General features: G+C 42.6%; 17 protein-coding genes. 14 read left to right on the forward strand and 3 right to left on the reverse strand.

Annotation, left to right across the window (positions count from 1 at the left end; genetic code table 11):
- The first annotated feature begins 138 nt into the window (after positions 1-138).
- The 10 genes from NST31_RS11260 to dnaB all read left to right on the forward strand — a co-directional run bounded on the left by NST31_RS11260 (position 139) and on the right by dnaB (position 10,123).
- Entirely contained in the window at positions 139-1,281 is a 1,143-nt protein-coding gene (locus tag NST31_RS11260; protein WP_205180045.1) for a thiolase family protein, read from the forward strand.
- A 24-nt stretch (positions 1,282-1,305) separates the two neighbouring features.
- On the forward strand, positions 1,306-2,859 hold the full coding sequence (menE, locus tag NST31_RS11265) for an o-succinylbenzoate--CoA ligase (protein WP_205180047.1): 1,554 nt from the start codon (positions 1,306-1,308) through the stop codon (positions 2,857-2,859).
- 97 nt (positions 2,860-2,956) lie between these two features.
- Positions 2,957-3,301, forward strand: coding sequence for a DUF378 domain-containing protein (locus tag NST31_RS11270; RefSeq protein WP_077112042.1), 345 nt, complete (start codon positions 2,957-2,959; stop codon positions 3,299-3,301).
- Positions 3,302-3,444: 143 nt separating this feature from the next.
- Complete coding sequence (gene rpsF, locus NST31_RS11275) at positions 3,445-3,735, forward strand: 30S ribosomal protein S6 (RefSeq protein WP_077112041.1); 291 nt, start codon at positions 3,445-3,447, stop codon at positions 3,733-3,735.
- Positions 3,736-3,786: 51 nt separating this feature from the next.
- Complete coding sequence (gene ssb / locus NST31_RS11280; RefSeq protein WP_077112040.1) at positions 3,787-4,296, forward strand: single-stranded DNA-binding protein; 510 nt, start codon at positions 3,787-3,789, stop codon at positions 4,294-4,296.
- A 24-nt stretch (positions 4,297-4,320) separates the two neighbouring features.
- Positions 4,321-4,557 carry a 30S ribosomal protein S18 gene (gene rpsR, locus NST31_RS11285; RefSeq protein WP_077112039.1) on the forward strand — a complete coding sequence of 79 codons (237 nt, stop codon included), beginning with the start codon at positions 4,321-4,323 and terminating at the stop codon, positions 4,555-4,557.
- A 696-nt stretch (positions 4,558-5,253) separates the two neighbouring features.
- The gene (locus NST31_RS11290; RefSeq protein ID WP_205180049.1) at positions 5,254-6,189 is read left to right on the forward strand and encodes a YybS family protein; all 936 of its coding nucleotides are present in this window, start codon (positions 5,254-5,256) and stop codon (positions 6,187-6,189) included.
- A 25-nt stretch (positions 6,190-6,214) separates the two neighbouring features.
- Complete coding sequence (locus NST31_RS11295; protein ID WP_077112037.1) at positions 6,215-8,188, forward strand: DHH family phosphoesterase; 1,974 nt, start codon at positions 6,215-6,217, stop codon at positions 8,186-8,188.
- Positions 8,185-8,634 (forward strand): 50S ribosomal protein L9, encoded by a 450-nt coding sequence (rplI, locus tag NST31_RS11300; RefSeq protein ID WP_339160628.1) that lies wholly within the window; start codon positions 8,185-8,187, stop codon positions 8,632-8,634. The genes NST31_RS11295 and rplI overlap by 4 nt, the downstream gene beginning before the upstream one ends.
- Positions 8,635-8,758: 124 nt before the next feature.
- On the forward strand, positions 8,759-10,123 hold the full coding sequence (gene dnaB / locus NST31_RS11305) for a replicative DNA helicase (RefSeq protein ID WP_077112035.1): 1,365 nt from the start codon (positions 8,759-8,761) through the stop codon (positions 10,121-10,123).
- Between the two features lie 252 nt (positions 10,124-10,375).
- Here the strand turns inward: dnaB and NST31_RS11310 are convergent, their stop codons facing one another.
- The 3 genes from NST31_RS11310 to NST31_RS11320 are packed head-to-tail and all read right to left on the reverse strand — an operon-like array spanning position 10,376 to position 13,759.
- Positions 10,376-11,773, reverse strand: coding sequence for an amidase (locus tag NST31_RS11310; RefSeq protein ID WP_339160632.1), 1,398 nt, complete (start codon positions 11,771-11,773; stop codon positions 10,376-10,378).
- 1 nt (position 11,774) lies between these two features.
- Positions 11,775-13,094, reverse strand: coding sequence for an MFS transporter (locus NST31_RS11315; protein ID WP_077112033.1), 1,320 nt, complete (start codon positions 13,092-13,094; stop codon positions 11,775-11,777).
- A gap of 14 nt (positions 13,095-13,108) precedes the next feature.
- Positions 13,109-13,759, reverse strand: coding sequence for a GntR family transcriptional regulator (locus NST31_RS11320; RefSeq protein WP_077112032.1), 651 nt, complete (start codon positions 13,757-13,759; stop codon positions 13,109-13,111).
- 651 nt (positions 13,760-14,410) lie between these two features.
- Here NST31_RS11320 and NST31_RS11325 point away from each other — a divergent pair.
- The 4 genes from NST31_RS11325 to yycH all read left to right on the forward strand — a co-directional run bounded on the left by NST31_RS11325 (position 14,411) and on the right by yycH (position 20,267).
- Positions 14,411-15,697, forward strand: coding sequence for an adenylosuccinate synthase (locus tag NST31_RS11325; protein ID WP_077112031.1), 1,287 nt, complete (start codon positions 14,411-14,413; stop codon positions 15,695-15,697).
- Between the two features lie 699 nt (positions 15,698-16,396).
- Positions 16,397-17,131, forward strand: a complete 735-nt coding sequence (gene yycF, locus NST31_RS11330; protein ID WP_139345655.1) for a response regulator YycF — start codon at positions 16,397-16,399, stop codon at positions 17,129-17,131.
- 5 nt (positions 17,132-17,136) lie between these two features.
- Positions 17,137-18,963, forward strand: coding sequence for a cell wall metabolism sensor histidine kinase WalK (walK, locus tag NST31_RS11335; RefSeq protein ID WP_077112030.1), 1,827 nt, complete (start codon positions 17,137-17,139; stop codon positions 18,961-18,963).
- Entirely contained in the window at positions 18,960-20,267 is a 1,308-nt protein-coding gene (gene yycH / locus NST31_RS11340) for a two-component system activity regulator YycH (protein ID WP_205180059.1), read from the forward strand. The genes walK and yycH overlap by 4 nt, the downstream gene beginning before the upstream one ends.
- Position 20,268: the final 1 nt, after the last annotated feature.

Below are 20,268 nucleotides of genomic sequence, written 5' to 3' on the forward strand. Positions count from 1 at the left end.
TGAATATGATGTATATGGCGGCCAGGCAATGCTAAAGCGAGCCTGGTTTTCTTTATGTTATAAAGCAGGATTAAATGGGGGTTACACCGAATGTATGAGGAATAGTTTGATCATTCCAACAAGGAGGAATCTTATTCCATGAGAGAAGTTGTCATAGTCGAGGCTGTCAGAACGCCCGTCGGGAAGAAAAATGGCATGTTAAGCGGCATTCGGCCGGATGAACTGTTAGCCAAAGTGCTGAAAGAGGTGGTTGACAGGGCCGGGATCGACAGTAGCTTGATTGAAGATGTGATTGCCGGCTGTGTCACGCAGGTAGGTGAACAAGCGAATGATATTGCCAGATTGGCCGCATTAATCGCCGGTTTTCCCATTACGGTTCCGGGGGTTACGCTCGACAGACAATGCGGATCAAGCCAACAGGCGGTCCATTTCGCTTCGCAAGCGATATTAAGCGGCGACATGGATGTTGTCATTGCCTGCGGGGTAGAAAGTATGTCACGTGTGCCGATGCTCTCAAACTTGCAAGGGGCAACATATAGTCCACTTTTAACAAATCGCCATGAAATCATCCATCAAGGGTTATCCGCGGAAAGAATTGCGGAAAAGTGGGATTTTACGAGAGAAAAGCTTGATCAATTTGCGCTAAAAAGTCATGAAAAGGCGCTGCGGGCTATCCAAGAAGGGCGGTTTGAAAAGGAAATCATCGAGATCGAGACTGAAAAAGGCATCATGAAAACCGATGAAGGCCCGCGGGAAGATACATCAATGGAAAAGCTTGCTAGTCTTGAACCACCTTTTTTGAAAAAGGGGAGAATCACAGCGGGAAATGCAAGTCAAATCAGTGACGGAGCGGCGGCCATTTTGCTAATGTCCCGGGAAAAAGCAAATGAGCTCGGCATAAAAGCCCGCTTTAGAATCACTGCGAGGTCAGTTGTTGGCTCGGATCCAACACTCATGTTGACAGGGCCGGTACCAGCAACTGAAAATGTATTAAAAAAGGCGGGGATGCGGCTTTCTGACATTGATTTATTTGAAATCAATGAAGCATTTGCTTCAGTCCCGCTGCACTGGCTGAAAGAGACAGGTGCCGATCCTGAGAAATTGAACGTAAACGGAGGAGCCATCGCTTTGGGGCATCCATTAGGAGCAAGTGGAGCAAGAGTCATGGCGACACTGGTTCATGAGTTGGAAAGACAAAATAAAAAATATGGGCTACAGGCAATTTGTGAAGGATTTGGCATGGCAAACGCAACCATTATCGAGCGGTTGGAGGGATCATAAAATAACCTTAAGGAGTGAAAAGAATTGGGGCCGACACTTAGGGATATTTTCGAACAAACTGTTGCCAAATTTCCAAGTAAAGAAGGTTTGGTCGATCGAAGGCTCGGCAAAAGATGGACGTACCAAGAATGGGACGAGGACGTCAACAAGCTTGCCAATGCTTTTAAACAGTCAGGGGTGCAAAAAGGAGACCGTGTTTCCACGGTTTTGTTTAATACGGCCGAATTGGCAACAACATTATTTGCCTGTATGAAAATTGGAGCTGTCTTTAATCCGGTCAATTTTCGGTTAACTGGAAAAGAAGTTGCGTTTATTTTACGAGATGCCAGCCCAAAGCTTGTTTTATTTGAAAACGCAACGGCCAGTGCGGTAAAAATGGCTGCACAATCGTTTCGGGACATGGAATTTTGGTCAATAGATGAATGTCATGAGCCTTTTGCCAAAAGCTATGAAGAGCAGGTAAGCGGCATGTCTTCTAAAAGACCTGAATGTAAACTGCATGAAGATGATCTTTATGCGATCATGTACACATCCGGAACAACTGGAATGCCAAAAGGGGTGATGCATTCTCACCGAAGTATGATTGATCAAAGCACCATTATGTCGGCAGTCATGCGCATTACGAAAAATGAAAGAGGCTTGAGTGTCGCGCCAATGTTTCACTGTGCAGAACTGCATTCTGCTTTTTTACCGCGCATCCTGATGGGCGGATCAAATATCATTATGCATCATTTCGATCCGAAGGAATTGATCAAAACAATTAAGGAAGAAAAAATCAGTTTCTTTTTTGCCGCCCCCACCATGTGGTATATGATGTTGAGGGAAGATTTATCACAAGCCGACTTTTCTTCGCTCCGTGCCGGTCTATACGGAGGGGCGCCGATGGCCCCGGTGCTTGTAAAAGAAGTCAATCAAATGTTAAACATTGACTTATATCAAGCATATGGCATGACGGAAATGGGCCCTGCTATTACTGTATTGTATGAAGATGAACAACTAATCAAATCGGGTTCATCCGGAAAGCCGCTAATCCAGCATGACGTGCGTATCGTCAAAACAAGGGAAGACGGTCCATCTGATCCTGAAGACATATGTGGAGCAGGTGAACTTGGAGAAATCATTGTTCGAGGCCCAAGCACGATGTTGGGATATTATAAACAGCCCGAAGCGACGACAGCAGTTTTTTACAAAGGATGGTACCATTCAGGAGACATCGGGTATGTTGACAGCGAAGGGTATCTTTGGGTGAGTGACCGGGTAAAAGATATGATTATTTCAGGAGGAGAAAACATTTATTCACGAGAGGTGGAAGATGTTTTATTTGAGCACCCGAAAGTATTGGATGCAGCAGTTGTCGGAGAGCCGGATGAAATGTGGGGAGAACGTGTCGTTGCCTTTATCGTGAGTAAAGATGAATTGTTGACAGCGGAAGAACTCGACCGCTTTTGTACGGAACAAGGCCGATTGGCGCGTTATAAGCGTCCGCGACGATATGAATTTGTTGATAAGCTGCCAAGAAATGCAAGCGGCAAACTGCAAAAATATCTATTGAGGGAAAAAAACAAAATAAACGGTTAGTTTTTCCAGTCATAAATACCCTTTTTCTTCAAAAAATAGAACAGAACCAATGGCATTTGTTATTGGTTTGGCCTTTGAGAAAAAGGGGGTGCACTGCGTGACAACACTTCGGAGAATTGCTTTGGCGTTAGTCATTATTGGCGCAATTAACTGGGGATTGATCGGATTATTTAGATTTGACCTCGTTGCGGCCATCTTTGGCGGACAAACTGCCGGCCTGTCAAGACTTGTTTACACATTAGTTGGATTAAGCGGCCTCATTTGTTTGTCTTACTTCTTTGATGGTGATACCGAGGAGGTTGCTCGGGATCGGGAAGTGGATCAGCAAGCAAGGACAAACACAACGAACCAACCGAACTATGGAACAGAGTTTGCTGAAGAACCAGATCTTGATAAATTGTATAACCCTTCACAAGAAACTTACGAAAAAGATAAAGAATGATGTAAAGGCCATGCAGCAGCATGGCTCTTACTTTTTTATGAATTGTTATTCTCTGGACTTTATGATATAATTTTTCCTTGTGAGTAATGAAAATTGCTCCTTGCCCCTTTAGGGGCCGCATAGACCACAAGGAGGTGTAAAAGATGAGAAAGTACGAAATCATGTACATCATTCGTCCAAACATCGAGGAGGAAGCAAAACAATCGCTCATCGAGCGTTTTGATCAAGTATTAACTTCTCATGGTGCAGAGATCATCGAATCAAAAGATTGGGGCAAACGACGTCTTGCATATGAAATCGAGGATTTCCGCGATGGTTTTTACCGTCTAATCCACACAAATGCAAGTCCTGAAGCAGTTCAGGAATTCGATCGGCTTGCAAAAATCAATGATGATATCATCCGTCACATTGTCATTAAAGAAGAAGAAAAATAAATGTTTCACGTGAAACAATTTTAAGAAGTACACGGGAAGGGGTTGATTCTGATGATGAACCGAGTTGTATTGGTAGGCAGATTAACGAGGGATCCGGAATTGCGGTATACCCCAAGCGGGGTGCCGGTCGCCAATTTTACATTGGCTGTAAACCGAACATTTACGAATCAGCAAGGGGAACGCGAAGCGGACTTTATTAATTGTGTCATATGGCGTCGTCCAGCAGAAAATGTCGCCAACTACTTAAAAAAAGGAAGTTTGGCTGGTGTTGATGGCCGGATTCAGTCGCGCAGTTATGAAGGGCAGGACGGAAAACGCGTGTATGTGACCGAAGTTGTTGCGGACAGTGTCCAGTTTCTGGAACCTAGAAGTGCAACCCAACAAGACCGAGGTGGAGATTTTGGAGGAAGCCAATTTGGTGGTGGAACCCAAAAAAGCCAAGGTTATTCTTATGGGCAACAGGAACAACAGGGAAGCCAAGGATATACTCGGACAGATGAAGACCCGTTCTCTAACGATGGACAACCGATCGACATTTCTGATGACGATCTACCATTCTAATCATCATAAAAGGAGGTTATGCAAATGGCAGGTGGACGCAGAGGCGGACGCAAACGCCGGAAAGTGTGTTTCTTTACTTCGAACGGAATTACACACATTGACTATAAAGATATAGACTTGCTTAAGAAGTTTATTTCTGAACGTGGCAAAATTCTTCCGCGCCGTGTAACTGGAACGAGCGCCAAGTATCAAAGAAAATTGACAGTGGCTATTAAACGTGCACGTCAAATGGCGCTTCTTCCGTTTGTTTCAGGTGAATAATGGTTTTCGAAACAGTAAGGGGTAGACTCTTGCTGTTTTTTTGTCCCGCTTTACGGGCTGAACGAGCATCGTAAATGGGGCGATTGGCAGATAAAAGCCGATTGGCTTAACCAACAATCGGCGAAAAAGGTTTCCAGAGATTGGAGCTTCACTTTCTGGCAGTGCCTCTCATTTTAAAAGATGGCAGGAAAACGGGAATGAAATAGAGGATGAACTTCCAGATAAATGGGTTTTAACCACAATCGGCGAAAAAGGTTGCTGGAGATTGGAGCTTCACTTTCCGCTTTAACGGGCAGTAGGCCTCCCAACAAAGCTGAAAGTAAGTCAAAGGGGTAAGATGTTGAGTTAGATTTCCAGTAAAGCTCGATTTTTTCGGGTCGACAAGACAAGTAAAAACCTTCGGCAGCGCCCTAGCGCGCGCGGTTTGATCGCCAAGATGTTTCGACACACCGGATGTGCGGGTGCAAGCGCAGTGGTGCCAAGGTGAGATTCGACAATATCGTCATCGTAAGTGAAAAAGCGTAAGTGTCGTCTTGAGCTTTCCAATAAGATGCTTTCGATCTTAGTCTTTGTTCTGCTTCTTATCAGTAAGATCATCTTTACTGATAAGAAGTTTTACTTTATAGCCATCAGTTGAATGAATAGTCAACAATCGTTAAAATGAAAAGGTATATATGTTTGTGATGAGGTGAAATAGTGAAAGATACCCGAATGCTCACGGAAGGGGCCCTCATGCTCGCTGTGTTTGCTGTGTTGATGTTCCTTTCCGTTTATGTCCCGGTCATTGCGTTTATCACTAGTTTATTTTTGATTCTTCCATTTCTTTTATACAGTGCAAAGCACCCGCTGAAACATGCGTTTCTTTTACTGATCGGTGCTATTGCGATGTCAGCTATTATCAATATCATGTTTGTTCCGATTGCCATCTTGTACGGAACGACAGGGTTGGTGATGGGGTATTGTATTAGAAGCGGAAAGAGCAAACTGATTTCATATATGGCATCAAGTATGGTGTTTTTAGGAAATATTGTTCTCTTTTACATCGCGGCCGTTATACTATTAGAAATCAACCTTATGGATGAATTGATAAAGAGCTTTCGATCTTCGGGCGAAAGTTATGCCGAACTTATGAAATCATTGGGGCAAGTGCCCAATGAGCAAGTTACACAGCAAATAGAAGAAATGATCAAGTTACTGAAAGCATTGGCGCCAAGCTTGCTGATCGGGGTTTCTTTTCTGACAGTCATACTGTTGATGGCTGTGAACTTTCCGATATTGAAAAGAGTCGGCGTGAATGTTCCGCAATTCTCTCCATTCCGTACTTTAAAATTTCCGAGAAGTATTTTATGGTATTATTTAATTACCATCATTATTTCACTTGTAGCTGACTTGGAAGAGGGTACATATTTATATATGGTCGTCATGAATGCGACTTATATTTTGCAAATGATTCTGTTTATCCAGGGATTGGCTTTTATCTTTTATTACAGTTATTTGAAAAGCTGGCCTAAAGCCATTCCAATCATGGCTACGGTCATGACCTTTTTATGGCCGATCTTTTTTTCAATCGTCAAGTTATTGGGTATAATTGACTTAGGTTTTGATTTAAGAGAGCGGTTGGCTAAGAAGTAAATTTAGGATTAAGGGAGCTGAAAGGATGCCTCCATATAAAAAGCAAGGGAAGAACCGTTATCCGATCTTTGGAATAGTCGCTCTTAACGTCGTTCTTCTGATCATCATCAGTTTCCAATACTGGTGGGCGGGTGCATTTGGTGCTCTCTTGCTCGGGATTTTCATTTTCTTTACAATACAAGCGGAAAATGAGAGGCTGCGCGAAACAGAACAATACATCTCGACGATCTCCCATCGCGTTAAAAAGGTGGGAGAAGAAGCGCTGTTGGAAATGCCGATCGGGATCATGCTGATCAATGATGATTATGATATTGAATGGACAAACTCTTATATGGCTTCCTGTTTAAGCGAAAATACACTTGTGGGAAAGACTTTATATGATATCTCGGAAGCGCTTGTTAAACTCGTAAAGGAAGAACGAGCGACGGATATTGTCACATTAAATGAGCGGAAATACCGTGTCCAAGTAAAAAATGAAGAACGCCTTCTTTATTTTTTTGATGTGACAGAAGAAATAGATACGGCCAAACGGTATCAAGAAGAACGTCAGGTTATCGCGACCATTTTAATTGATAATTACGATGACGCTACACAAGGAATGAATGACCAAACGAAAAGTGAACTGAACAGCACCGTTACGGCGCTTTTAAATAATTGGGCCATAGAGCGGGACATCTTCCTGAAAAGAACATCATCCGACCGGTTTATTATTTTATTAAATGAAAAAATTCTCAAGCAATTGGAGCAGGAAAAGTTTTCTATTTTAGATACCGTGAGGGAAACGACAGCAAAGCAACATGTGCCTTTAACGCTCAGTATCGGTGTTGGGCTGGGGGTATCATCCTTTCCTGAACTCGGCGCTTTATCGCAATCAAGCCTGGATCTCGCGCTTGGACGCGGAGGCGACCAGGTTGCCATGAAATTGCCGAACGGGAAATTGAAATTTTATGGCGGGAAGACCAATCCGATGGAAAAAAGAACGCGGGTTCGCGCACGGGTCATTTCCCATGCCTTGAAGGATTTGATTACAGAAAGCGACAAGGTCATTGTCATGGGGCATAAATATCCCGATATGGACGCTATCGGTGCGGCAATCGGTATTAGAAAAGCCGCCCATATGAATCATCGGGAAGGCTATATTGTGATCGATTTTGACGAAATAGACCAGAGTGTCAGAAGGCTGATTGAGGAATTAAAAAATGAACCCGATATTTATACAAGGCTCATTACACCGGAAGATGCCTTGGAAATTGCGACGGAAGATACATTGCTCGTTGTTGTGGACACACATAAGCCATCTCTCGTTATTGAAGAAAAACTGTTAGGTAAAACGGATCGGATCGTTGTCATCGATCACCATCGACGAAGTGAAGATTTTATCAATAAGCCGTTGCTTGTCTATATGGAGCCGTATGCTTCATCCACCTCAGAGCTTGTTACAGAACTGTTGGAATACCAGCCCAAAGGAAAAAAACTGCATCGACTTGAGGCAACCGCTCTTCTTTCTGGCATTATTGTAGATACTAAAAGTTTTACGCTTAGGACAGGTTCCCGAACATTTGATGCGGCTTCTTATTTAAGGTCACGCGGGGCGGACACGGTTCTTGTGCAAAAGTTTCTGAAAGAAGATGTGGAATCGTATGTAAAGCGGGCGAAATTGATAGAAACAATGGAATTTTACGGTGATGGGATTGCGATTGCGACGGGTGCGGATGATGTGATTTATAATCCGATCATGATTGCCCAAACAGCGGATACGCTGCTGACGATGGAAGGTGTAAATGCCTCATTCGTTATTTCAAAGAGAGATGAAAACACTGTCGGCATCAGCGCCCGTTCACTCGGTGAAGTAAATGTTCAAATCGTTATGGAAATGTTGGGCGGAGGAGGCCACTTGTCGAACGCAGCTGTCCAACTGACGGATGTATCCGTTTTGGAAGCCGAGTTGCAATTAAGGCAAGTGTTGGATGAATATTTCGAGGGAGGTCAATCTTCATGAAAGTCATTTTTTTAAAAGATGTCAAGGGAAGAGGAAAAAAAGGGGAAATCAAAGATGTTGCTGTCGGCTATGCACAAAACTTTTTATTTAAACAAGGCTTGGCAATCGAAGCAACTCCCGGAAATTTAAAGGCGCTTGAAAACCAGCAGAAAAAAGAAAAACAGAGAGAAAAAGAGCTGTTGGAAGAATCTAGACAATTAAAGGAAAAACTTGAAAAAATCTCCGTGGAAATCACAGCAAAGTCGGGAGAAGGCGGAAGACTGTTCGGATCAATTACGAATAAACAGATTGCTGATGAATTGAAAAAAGCGCATAATGTTAAGGTCGATCGAAGAAAAATTGAACTTGACCAGCCGATCCGTTCACTTGGAGTGACGAAAGTACCGGTCAAAGTCCATCCCGAAGTAACGGCAACACTCAATGTACATGTAAAAGAGCAAAACTGAAATTCATATATGTCTCCATATCATTTCATGGTAAAATGGAATAAGTATTTAAAATGTGATCCGGATACCGGTCACATTTTTTCTATGGCATGTTTTATGCGGGAGCAGGGAGGGGGATTGAACAGTGAATGATTTATTAATAGACCGTACGCCACCGCAAAATATTGAAGCGGAACAGGCAGTGATCGGTGCTGTTTTTCTTGAGCCTTCAGCGATCGTATTAGCGTCGGAAATCCTTGTGCCCGAAGATTTTTACCGGAGCGCCCACCAGAAAATTTTTGAAGTGATGATTGAATTAAACGAATCGGGAAAAGCGGTGGATCTTGTCACGGTAACCGAAAAATTGGCGGCATCCAAACTGCTGGAAGATGTAGGAGGAGTTTCTTATTTAAGTGAACTCTCCATATCGGTGCCCACAGCCGCTAATATTGGCTATTATGCCCGGATCGTGGAAGAAAAAGCGCTCCTGCGCCGTTTAATCCGTACGGCCACTGACATTGCCACGAACGGCTACACACGGGAAGACGAAGTGGAAGAACTGCTCGATGAAGCCGAAAAAAGCATTATGGAAGTAGCCCAGCGGAAGAACGCCAGCGCTTTTCAAAACATAAAAGATATTCTCGTCCGAACATATGACAATATTGAAATGCTTCACAACCGTAAAGGGGAAATTACCGGGATTCCTACGGGATTCTCTGAACTGGACAGGATGACCGCAGGCTTCCAGCGAAATGATCTGATCATTGTTGCCGCCCGTCCATCAGTCGGTAAAACGGCTTTTGCATTGAATATCGCGCAGAACGTTGGAACAAAAACCGATGAAAATGTCGCGATCTTTAGCCTGGAGATGGGGGCAGAGCAGCTCGTCATGCGTATGCTTTGTGCCGAAGGCAATATCGATGCCCAAAATTTAAGAACAGGGGCACTGACAGATGAGGATTGGCGTAAGTTGACGATGGCAATGGGGAGCTTGTCCAATTCCGGTATCTATATTGACGATACCCCTGGAATCCGTATTAGTGAAATCCGTTCCAAATGCCGCAGGCTGAAACAGGAACACGGTCTTGGGATGATCTTGATTGATTATTTGCAGCTTATTCAGGGCAGCGGACGTGCTAAAGAAAACCGGCAGCAGGAAGTATCGGAGATTTCCCGTTCATTAAAGGCATTGGCCCGTGAATTGGAAGTTCCCGTCATTGCCTTATCCCAGTTGTCCCGTGGTGTGGAACAGCGTCAGGACAAGCGCCCGATCATGTCTGACATCAGGGAGTCGGGAAGTATCGAGCAGGATGCTGATATTGTGGCATTCCTGTTCCGCGAAGATTATTATGATCAGGAATCAGAAAACAAAAATATCATTGAAATCATTATAGCGAAACAGAGGAACGGCCCGACCGGGACCGTCCAGCTTGCCTTTGTCAAAGAATATAATAAATTCGTCAATTTAGAGAGAAGGTTTGACGATTCCGCCGCGCCGCCTGGCGCATAGCGATTGAGCACTTCGTATTCGGAGTGCTTTTATTTGTGCCTTTTGACGCCAATATAGCCTCGTCACCTTCATGGCTGTCCTTTATGTTTAAAAAGCGAATTTCTAATAAAATAACCAGAGGTGCTGTCCGGAAAGTAATATTTCAGCTTGAAAGTTTAAAAAACCAACCCAAGAATACTGTAAAATCAACATTCTTGGGTTTTAAATGTTAGTTCATGTATTCTAAAATGGACTTTTTAGACAGCTCCCCATTTATTTTTGTGGAAAAGCATCTTGAAATCTGTCTTGATACAATCCGCTTTGTTCCAAAGCATAGCCAAACTGATATAATTCAGCTTCATCACCATGTTTTGCAATGAATTGAACGCCAATTGGCAGGTTATGCTTGGATAAGCCGCAAGGAAGCGACAAAGACGGATTGCCTGTATAGTTTGTTGGCGATGTCAATCTTAACAATGCATGGCGAACAGCTTCCGTTTGGCCTTGAATTTGTACTTCCCGCTGGCCAATATTAGTTGGTAGAATAGGGAGTGTCGGAGTGAGCAATACATCGACGTCATCAAAGACCTGATTATATTCGGCAATTAACTGGTTTCTTTCGACTTGTGATTGCACATATTCATAGCCTTTAATAGCTTGACTTGCGACTAATCTTTCAAATACCTCATCGTCTACATCGCCTTTGTGGTTTTGGATAGTATCTTCATGTACCGCCGCAGCTTCTGATTGAATCGTTATACTTTGCGCTATTGCGATTTTATCCAAAATAGGAATATCCACTTTCTTAATGATGACACCGAGTTCTTCATACATATGGATGCAATGAATGACCTCTGCGCGCACTTCTTCGGCGATGAAATCAAAATAATAAGAGGGAATACCTAACGTTTTTCCTTTTACATCTTGGCCAATCAAAGAGGAGTAGTCCTTTTTTTCCATTTTCAAAGAGTACGGATCCTCTGAATCATATCCGGCTATAACGTTTAGCAATAACGCGTTATCCTTTATATTCTTGGTCATCGGTCCAATATGATCAAGAGTATAAGCCAGAGGATATGATCCTTTTTTGCTCACCAGCCCAAAGGTCGGCTTCATCCCGACAATTCCGCACGCCGAGGATGGAATCCGGATAGATCCGCCTGTGTCGGTTCCTAAAGCGCCAGTGACCATGCCGGAGGCAACAGCGGCGCCTGAGCCACTGCTCGATCCGCCGGTAATTTTATCTAAATGATGCGGATTGCGGCACGGCCCAAAATAGGATCGGTCACCGATTGGTCCATAAGCAAATTCATGTGTATTCGTTTTTCCTATTATGACCGCACCGGCATCTTTTAATTTTTGGACAACCGTTGCATCCGTGTCGGGGATAAATTGTTCATATAGTTTCGAACCCATTGTTGTCCGAATCCCTTTTGTAAAAATTAAATCTTTTATGGCAATAGGGATGCCGTGAAGCGGGCTTCTTATTTTGCCGGCCAATAACTCCTGTTCGAGTTTTTTGGCGGTTTGTAAAGAATCTTCTTCTGCAACCGTAATAAAGGCATTGCATTTTGGATTTTCTATCGCAATTTTATGCAAAGTTTCTTTTACCAATTCAACAGGTGATAATTCTTTCTTTTTCATTAATTTTGAAGTTGATAAAATATCCATATTACGCTTCCGCCTTACTTAATGTATTCGTTACTTGCCGTTGACCAGGTTTCACAAAGAGCATTGCAATCATTCCTGCGCCGGATGCGATCGCAGCTGCCACAAACATCGAAGTGTAACCAAAACTGACAACTAAAAACCCGGTTAATATCGGAGCTATAATGGTAGCTGTATTGGTAATAAAGTGTGTAATGCCGCCAAATGTACCTGCTCGGCTCGGTTCCGTATCAATAATAACCGACCAATAAACAGAATTTGGAAGTGAATTAAACGCATTCCCGATACACATCAAGACCATAACACCGACAATGGTGTTTGCGGTAGGGATCAACATGAAACATATAGCTGTCAATAACAATGAAACAACGGCCAGTCCAGACCTCGCGATTCGCAGACTTCCTGTTTTGAGACGCAAGTAGTCGGAAATTTTTCCGCCAAGCAATACGGTAAAACAGGCTCCAATCCAAGGAATCATTCCCAAATACCAAAGAGATGATAACTGAAAGCCAAATTGATCTTGTAAGTATTTCGGAGTCCAAGTAAGCAATAAAAAGTTAATATATTGGAAAGCAAAATAGCCTAAAGCATTAAAAACGAGTGTCGGATTTTTAAAGAAATGATACCATTTAATTGAATCATCATGCTTACTAACGACTTTTTCATTTGGCAATAAATCTTTTACAGAGCGGATTTTTTCCAACTCTTCCTTTGATACATTCGGGTTTTGCTCGGGTAAATCCGTAAACATTTTTGCCCATATGAAAACCCATACAATTCCCAGGCTGCCCAAAATAATAAACATCATTTTCCAGCTTGTGACAGATAATAGCGCAACTGCGGCAGGCGCTGTTAACAATGCCCCGAGCGGAGTTCCTAATAACCCCAAGGATACAGCAAATCCACGTTCTCTGGGTGTTGCCCAGTTCGCATTTGTTTTATTAATGGTTGAAAACGTCGGCCCTTCGGCAAATCCAAATAAGATACGAATGATGGCAAATCCGGTTAGAGCAGAGCCGCCAAACAGGGCCATACCAATATCTCCGGCAAATGCAGTGGCGATGACAAACAAGGACCAGCCAATTCCGATAAAAATCCAAACAAATTTGGGTCCTTTCTTATCCGCGAGAATTCCTCCGAAGAGAGAACCGAATAAATATCCGAATCCAAAATATCCTAGTACGGCTCCCCATGAAATAGGGTCAAATCCATACTCGCCAATAATATCTTTTTGTGCATATGAAATGGCTCCTCTATCGATATAGTTGATGATCACCATCAAAACCATCATTAACATAATTTGATAGCGGTAATTATGCTTCATGTAACATCCATCCTTTATAAAGTTGAAAAGTATTTTTGCGCTTCAAATCTCACCCGATCATAATGGTGAGCCAAAGTTTTTTCCACATGATTCGTTTGTAATCCTTCTAACACTTTCAAATGTTCATCAATCACTTCTGTTCGTCTGATCGGACTTTTTAAAACTTTCATCGCGATTCTGCGCATCAAGTCATACACTTGATCACTTATGGAGACCATCTTTTTATTATTGCCAAAATGGTTGATGGTTTTATGAAATTCTTGATCTATTAAAGTAAACTCGTAGTCTGATTGTTTCGTTGAGACCGATTCCATTTTATTGATGATGTTTTGAAGTTGTTCAATTTGTTCACTAGTAATAGTTTCTGCCACTTTTTTTGCCATTGCGGTTTCAAATATTAACCTCACTTCTAAAATATCATCTACATCCTTCATCGTTAAAGGGCTTACATAAGTGCCTTTATAAGGAATTGATATGAGCCATTCTTCCGCTTCTAATCTTTGGATGGCCTCTCTAAATGGTGTTCTGCTTATACCAAATAACTCCTTGGCTTTATTTTCAGTTAGTACTTCATGATCGGTTAAAACCCCCTTGATGATTGCCTCTTTAATGACGTGATAGGATTGTGCTTTTAACGACTTTGGGTTTATAAAAGACATTTCCATCTTTTGTACCTCCTATTGAAAATTAATCTTAAAGCAGTAAAAGTGATTTGTAAATATATAATATATGATACAGAATATTCAGCATTTAATGGCGAATGAACTCTTTATGTTGGAGCATAAGCAGACATTTGAGGGCCACTTTTCCGACTAGAATAGATGATTCGGGAAGGCAGAGGAGCACGGATGGATGTGAATTACATATCAAGAAGACAGTGTGGCTAATAGAAAAACTGTTCGGAGAATGAGTATGATGAACTGGAATCGGCACTTATAAGTTTATGAAAAATTCGTGTTACAAACACTTAGGAAAAGACTTACCAACTGCGTATATAAGGAGGTTGATGTGCCGTAAAAGACTCTGCGGTATCAAGAAACAGGGCAGAGATGGCGTTTAGCGCTTTTTGGTCTTATTCGCTATATGACTTGGCCCGCCTCTTCTTTTTGGGAAAGGGAGCAAGGGGAGAATACTGTTAAAACCTTTACCAAGTAGGTTATAATAAATGAGGGAGAACCTTGCTTTAAAGACGAACAAATCATGAGAGTTCAATTGTTAATGTTCGCCTTTTGGCTTGACTCTAGGCAAGGCCCATTGATAAAATATAATTAATTCATATTAGGGTTCATTTTTGAACCAGCGGAGGTGCTTTTTGCATGTCATCAGTAGTGGTTGTCGGAACGCAATGGGGAGATGAAGGAAAAGGGAAAATTACGGACTTTTTATCAGAAAATGCAGAAGTGATTGCCCGTTATCAAGGAGGCAACAATGCAGGCCACACAATTCAATTTAACAACGTTACATATAAACTGCATTTAATTCCGTCGGGAATTTTTTATAAAGATAAAATCAGTGTAATCGGAAACGGCATGGTGGTTGATCCGAAAGCGCTTGTAAAAGAGCTGGAATATTTGCATGGCCATGCTGTTTCAACGGATAATTTAAGAATTAGCAACAGGGCTCATGTTATTTTGCCTTATCATCTGAAAATTGACGAAGTGGAAGAAGAACGTAAGGGCGCTAACAAAATCGGTACGACAAAAAAAGGAATCGGTCCCGCGTATATGGACAAAGCGGCACGTGTCGGCATTCGGATTGCCGATCTGCTGGACAGGGAAGTGTTCGAAGAAAAACTGACGCGCAACCTGGAAGAGAAAAACCGGCTTCTTGAGCGTTTTTATGAAACAGACGGTTTTAAACTGGAAGATATTTTGGATGAATATTATGAGTACGGACAACAGTTCAAGGAGTATGTGTGTGATACATCTGTTGTGCTGAATGATGCATTGGATGAAGGCAAGCGTGTCCTCTTTGAAGGAGCGCAAGGGGTCATGCTTGATATTGACCAGGGAACATATCCATTTGTAACCTCATCCAACCCGGTCGCAGGCGGTGTGACGATCGGTTCCGGCGTGGGGCCGACGAAAATTGACCATGTTGTCGGTGTATGTAAGGCGTATACGTCAAGAGTGGGAGATGGCCCGTTTCCGACTGAATTGAAAGATGAGATTGGCGATCAAATCCGCGAGGTCGGCCGTGAGTACGGAACGACGACCGGACGCCCGCGCCGTGTTGGCTGGTTTGACAGCGTTGTGGTCAGGCATGCCCGCCGTGTCAGCGGCCTTACAGACCTGTCGTTGAATTCCATTGACGTATTGACGGGTATTCAAACATTGAAAATTTGCACGGCGTATGATTATAAAGGCACAATGATTACAGAATACCCTGCTAACTTGAACATCTTGAAAGAGTGCAAGCCTGTTTACGAAGAATTGCCTGGCTGGACAGAAGACATCACCGGCTGCAAAACACTCGATGAGCTTCCTGCCAACGCACGCCATTACCTGGAGCGCGTTTCGCAATTAACCGGCGTCACACTTTCCATTTTCTCCGTGGGGCCTGATCGCTCGCAAACAAATGTCATAAGAAGTGTTTGGAGATAAAGTGAAATTTGAAAAAGAGGTTGAACATCGTGATCGACATCACTGCTGTTCAGCCTCTTTTTAGGCATGAGGACTTTTCACCGCTACATGGAACTGGACTTGATGCGTGAGATTGATAAAAAATGAATCCGGGAATAGGGCCGAATACGTTTAGAACTGGATGCGTGAGTTTCGTATAAAGTGAATCCGGGAATAGGAACCGAAAACGGTTCACATCCTTTCGTGCACAAAAAACATGGTAGGAAACTTCTAGCGTGGGGACAATGTGGCCAGCCCTTTATAGCCGCAAAGATACAAGAGATACGCACGAGAGTTTCCTGCGATAATAGAATATTATAATGCGGGAAAAGAGACAGTGAAAAATCATCTATCACAAGAAGTGTTCATAAAACAAAGGGAACAGGCATAGATTAAAAACAACATGAAAATAGTGACATGAAAGAGACAGCCTAAAAGAATTTGTCGAAATATCTTGCTGATCCGCATTTCATATGTTAATATTATCACTAACTTTTATTTTAAAAAGCATTGCGACGACGATGGCTCTCGTAGTGCTTTTTTTACTTTTTATGAACAAAGTTTTTGTATCAATAGCAGGGTGACTGGTATAAAAAGGATTCGGGCGCTTTTGGAACGGGTCCTTTATTTGTGCTAAAATAGAGAGATTAAGAGGAAAAATATAATTTACTAAAATATAGAATGAATGATGAAAGAGGAGATGGGGCCGTGGATAAGAAAATCCTGGTAGTTGATGACGAGAAGCCAATTGCTGATATTCTCCAGTTTAACCTGAAAAAAGAGGGATTTTCTGTGCAATGCGCCTATGATGGCGATGAGGCATTAAAGCTTGTGGAAGAAATGCAACCGGATATGATTCTATTGGACATCATGCTTCCGAACCGGGATGGCATGGAAGTATGTCGCGAAGTGCGTAAAAAACACGACATGCCTATTATTATGCTGACGGCAAAAGATTCGGAAATTGATAAAGTGCTAGGATTGGAATTGGGTGCGGACGATTATGTCACAAAACCATTCAGCACAAGGGAACTGATCGCACGCGTGAAGGCAAACTTGCGCCGCCACTCGCAAATCGCCGAGCAATCGGCGGAGGATGAGAACGATGAAATTAATATTGGTGCACTTACGATTCATCCCAATGCTTACGTTGTTTCCAAAAATGGTGAAACAATTGAACTGACACATCGCGAGTTTGAACTCCTTCATTATCTGGCCAAACATAGTGGTCAAGTCATGACCCGCGAGCATTTGCTCCAAACGGTATGGGGATATGATTACTTCGGAGACGTGCGGACTGTGGACGTTACTGTGCGGCGTCTTCGCGAGAAAATTGAAGACAACCCAAGCCATCCAACATGGATTGTAACCAGAAGAGGGGTCGGCTATTATTTGCGTGTGCCTGAACAGGAGTAGTCTTTATGGAAAAAGTAGGTTTTTTCCGTTCAATCCATGTTAAGTTCGTAACGATTTATTTATTGCTGATTATGATTGCCATGCAAATTATCGGTGTATATTTTATCGGAAAACTGGAAGAACAGTTGATTACAAACTTTAAGCACTCGATAGAAGGCAGGCTTCCATTATTAGAGTACAGCCTGAGCGAAGAGATGAAAAAAGACAGGACAGATGAAGAGGCTCCTTCGCTCGAGGAAGAAGTACGCAAACTGCTTTTTGACTTTTCAGGGGAGGATATCTCCGAGGTTCGCGTCATTAATAACAGAAATATCGTTGTCGGAACGTCTGAAAGAAATAACCAGGGCATCGTTGGACAGAAAACAACAGATGTCATGGTAAAGAGGATTTTGGCTGGCGGGAAGAAAGAAGACAATATTTTTATAGATAAACCATCAAAAGATCGTGTATGGATATTGACGACTCCGATCAAATCTGGAGGAGAAGTGGTCGGAGCCATTTATCTTGTTGCCAAAATTGAAACCGTATTTGACCAGCTGGAAGAGATCAACCAAATATTTATTTCGGCAACATTGATCGCCATGTTCATTACGGCAATACTCGGGATTTTGGTCGCGCGCACGATTACAAGGCCGATTTCTGATATGAAAAGGCAGGCCGTTGCCATGGCTAAAGGCAACTTTTCGCGCAAAGTCCGTGTTTATGGTGATGATGAAATTGGCAAGCTTGCTCTTTCGTTTAATCACTTGACGAGAAAGCTCCAAGAGGCTCAGGCGATGACGGAAGGGGAACGGAGAAAGCTTTCCACAGTTCTTTCCAACATGACGGACGGAGTTATTGCGACGGATAGGAAAGGCCGTATCATTTTGATCAATGAACAAGCGGCCAAAATGCTCTCAGTTTCACGTGAAACAGTCATTTCCCACCCTATTACCGAACTGCTTTTCTTTGAGGATAAAGACAGTTTTGAGGACTTGCTGGAACAGCAGGAACCGATTGTTCTCGATTACAGTACAAATGAATCTCCTTTTATTTTACGGGCGAACTTTTCAGTCATACAACGTGACACCGGGTTCATCAATGGGCTTATCGTCGTGTTGCATGATGTAACAGAGGAGGAAAAAATCGAGGCAGATCGGAGAGAATTTGTTTCAAACGTTTCGCATGAACTGAGAACCCCACTGACAACCATGCGCAGCTATCTTGAAGCATTGTCTGATGGAGCGCTTCATGACAAAGAGTTGGCTCCTCATTTTCTGAATGTCACACAAAATGAAACGGAACGGATGATCCGCCTGGTCAATGACTTGTTAAAGCTCTCGAAAATGGACAGCAAGGACTATGAGATGAATAAAACTTGGGTGGATTTTGTCTCCTTTTTCAGTTCAATCATTGACCGTTTTGAAATGGCGAAAGACCGGAACGTTTCCTTTAGGCGCCAACTTCCCGACAAGGTCATTTTTGTGGAAATAGATGAAGATAAGCTGACACAAGTGTTGGATAATATTATCTCGAATGCGCTCAAATATTCTCCGGAAGGCGGCCAGATTACTTTTAAGCTGAAAGAACTCGATGATAAAATTGAGGTAAGTGTAAGAGACCAAGGTCTTGGCATTCCAAAGGAAAATATAGAGAAAGTATTTGACCGTTTTTACAGAGTCGATAAGGCGCGAACAAGAAGGTTGGGTGGAACCGGCTTGGGCCTTGCCATTGCAAAAGAAATGATAGCAGCCCATGGAGGTCATATTTGGGCAAGAAGCGTGGAAGGAAAAGGTACGGCCATTATTTTCACGCTTCCTTACGATCCTGAACAAAAGGATGATTGGTCGTGAATTACGAAAACATGAAATCGTTCCTGCTTTTTTTCCTTGTCTTAACGAGTGTTGTGTTGACATGGAATTTATGGACGTACCAGCCGAAATATGAATTTAGTGAAGAAAAAAATGTTCACGAAGTATCCATCTCCGATCCGAAAGATGTGGCGGATTTAATCAAACCGGTGGGGGTTTTGTTTCATTTCCAAAAAGACCACTATGGGACGGGCAAGGACGAACATATTGATCAATTACTTGCCGAATTAAACGGCTGGACATTTTACGATTTCAGCGATCCAGTCGTTTATTCGCCTACCCAAATTCGCAAGCTTTCCGAGTCTGGAGAAAATATAGAAATCATCTTTCCCGACCTTGTCCCATTTGATGTGTATAAAAGGGTTTTGCGGTTTGAGTCCAACAATCTTCCTTATGGAGCATTCAACCGGATTGTCATCCGCCTGGATAGTGAAAAGCAAGAAGACGGGTCAGTATATTTCATTTCCACAAAAGATGGAAAGGTATATGAAAGCCATGTTAATCATGATCAGCTTGTTTCATTGTTCAACCATTTGGAAAAGAGTAAAACAAAATATGACGCTTACCAGGCATACAATCTTCCCGATGGGAGAATCAAGTTTCTTCCATCCGAACAAATAGAGGTTCCGCGTTATAAATACTACTCCGACTACATTGAACCCGAAAGCTTCAAAAATGCGCTATTTAAAGATCCGGACTATGTGCGGAGAGATTCGATCACGGATGGCGCAAAATATACGGATGGGACGAGCCTCATGACCGTTGACTACTTGACGAACATGTTTTTTTACGTGAATCCGAGCCAGACCATTAATACTAGGATAAAAAGTGAAGACATGAATGTTTTGGAGAGAAGTATTAATTTTGTCAATGAGCATGCAGGCTGGACTGATAATTACCGTTATCTCAGCATGGACCCGTATGATAAAAACATAAAGTTTTTATTGTTTATAAAAGGGTACCCCGTATTCAGCCAAGAAGGTATGACGAAAATGGAGCTAACTTGGGGAAAAGAAGAAATTTACCAGTATGAGAGACCTTATTTTATTCTGGATATTCCACTTCCCGCCCCTAAGGTTGTGACATTGCCATCCGGAAAAGAAGCAATGGACGAATTGCTTTCCAATCCGGATATTAAAGTCGATTTAATCCAAGAATTCATTATTGGTTACGGACTTGTAAAAGATCCCGAAAATCCCAAGTTATTGACGCTGGAACCTTCCTGGTATTACTTGTACGCAGGTTCATGGCTACGTCTTGATACTGAGGAAATAAAGGGGGAATAAC

This window comes from Siminovitchia sp. FSL W7-1587 (assembly GCF_037963795.1).
Classification (GTDB): Bacteria; Bacillota; Bacilli; order Bacillales; family Bacillaceae_C; genus Siminovitchia; species Siminovitchia thermophila.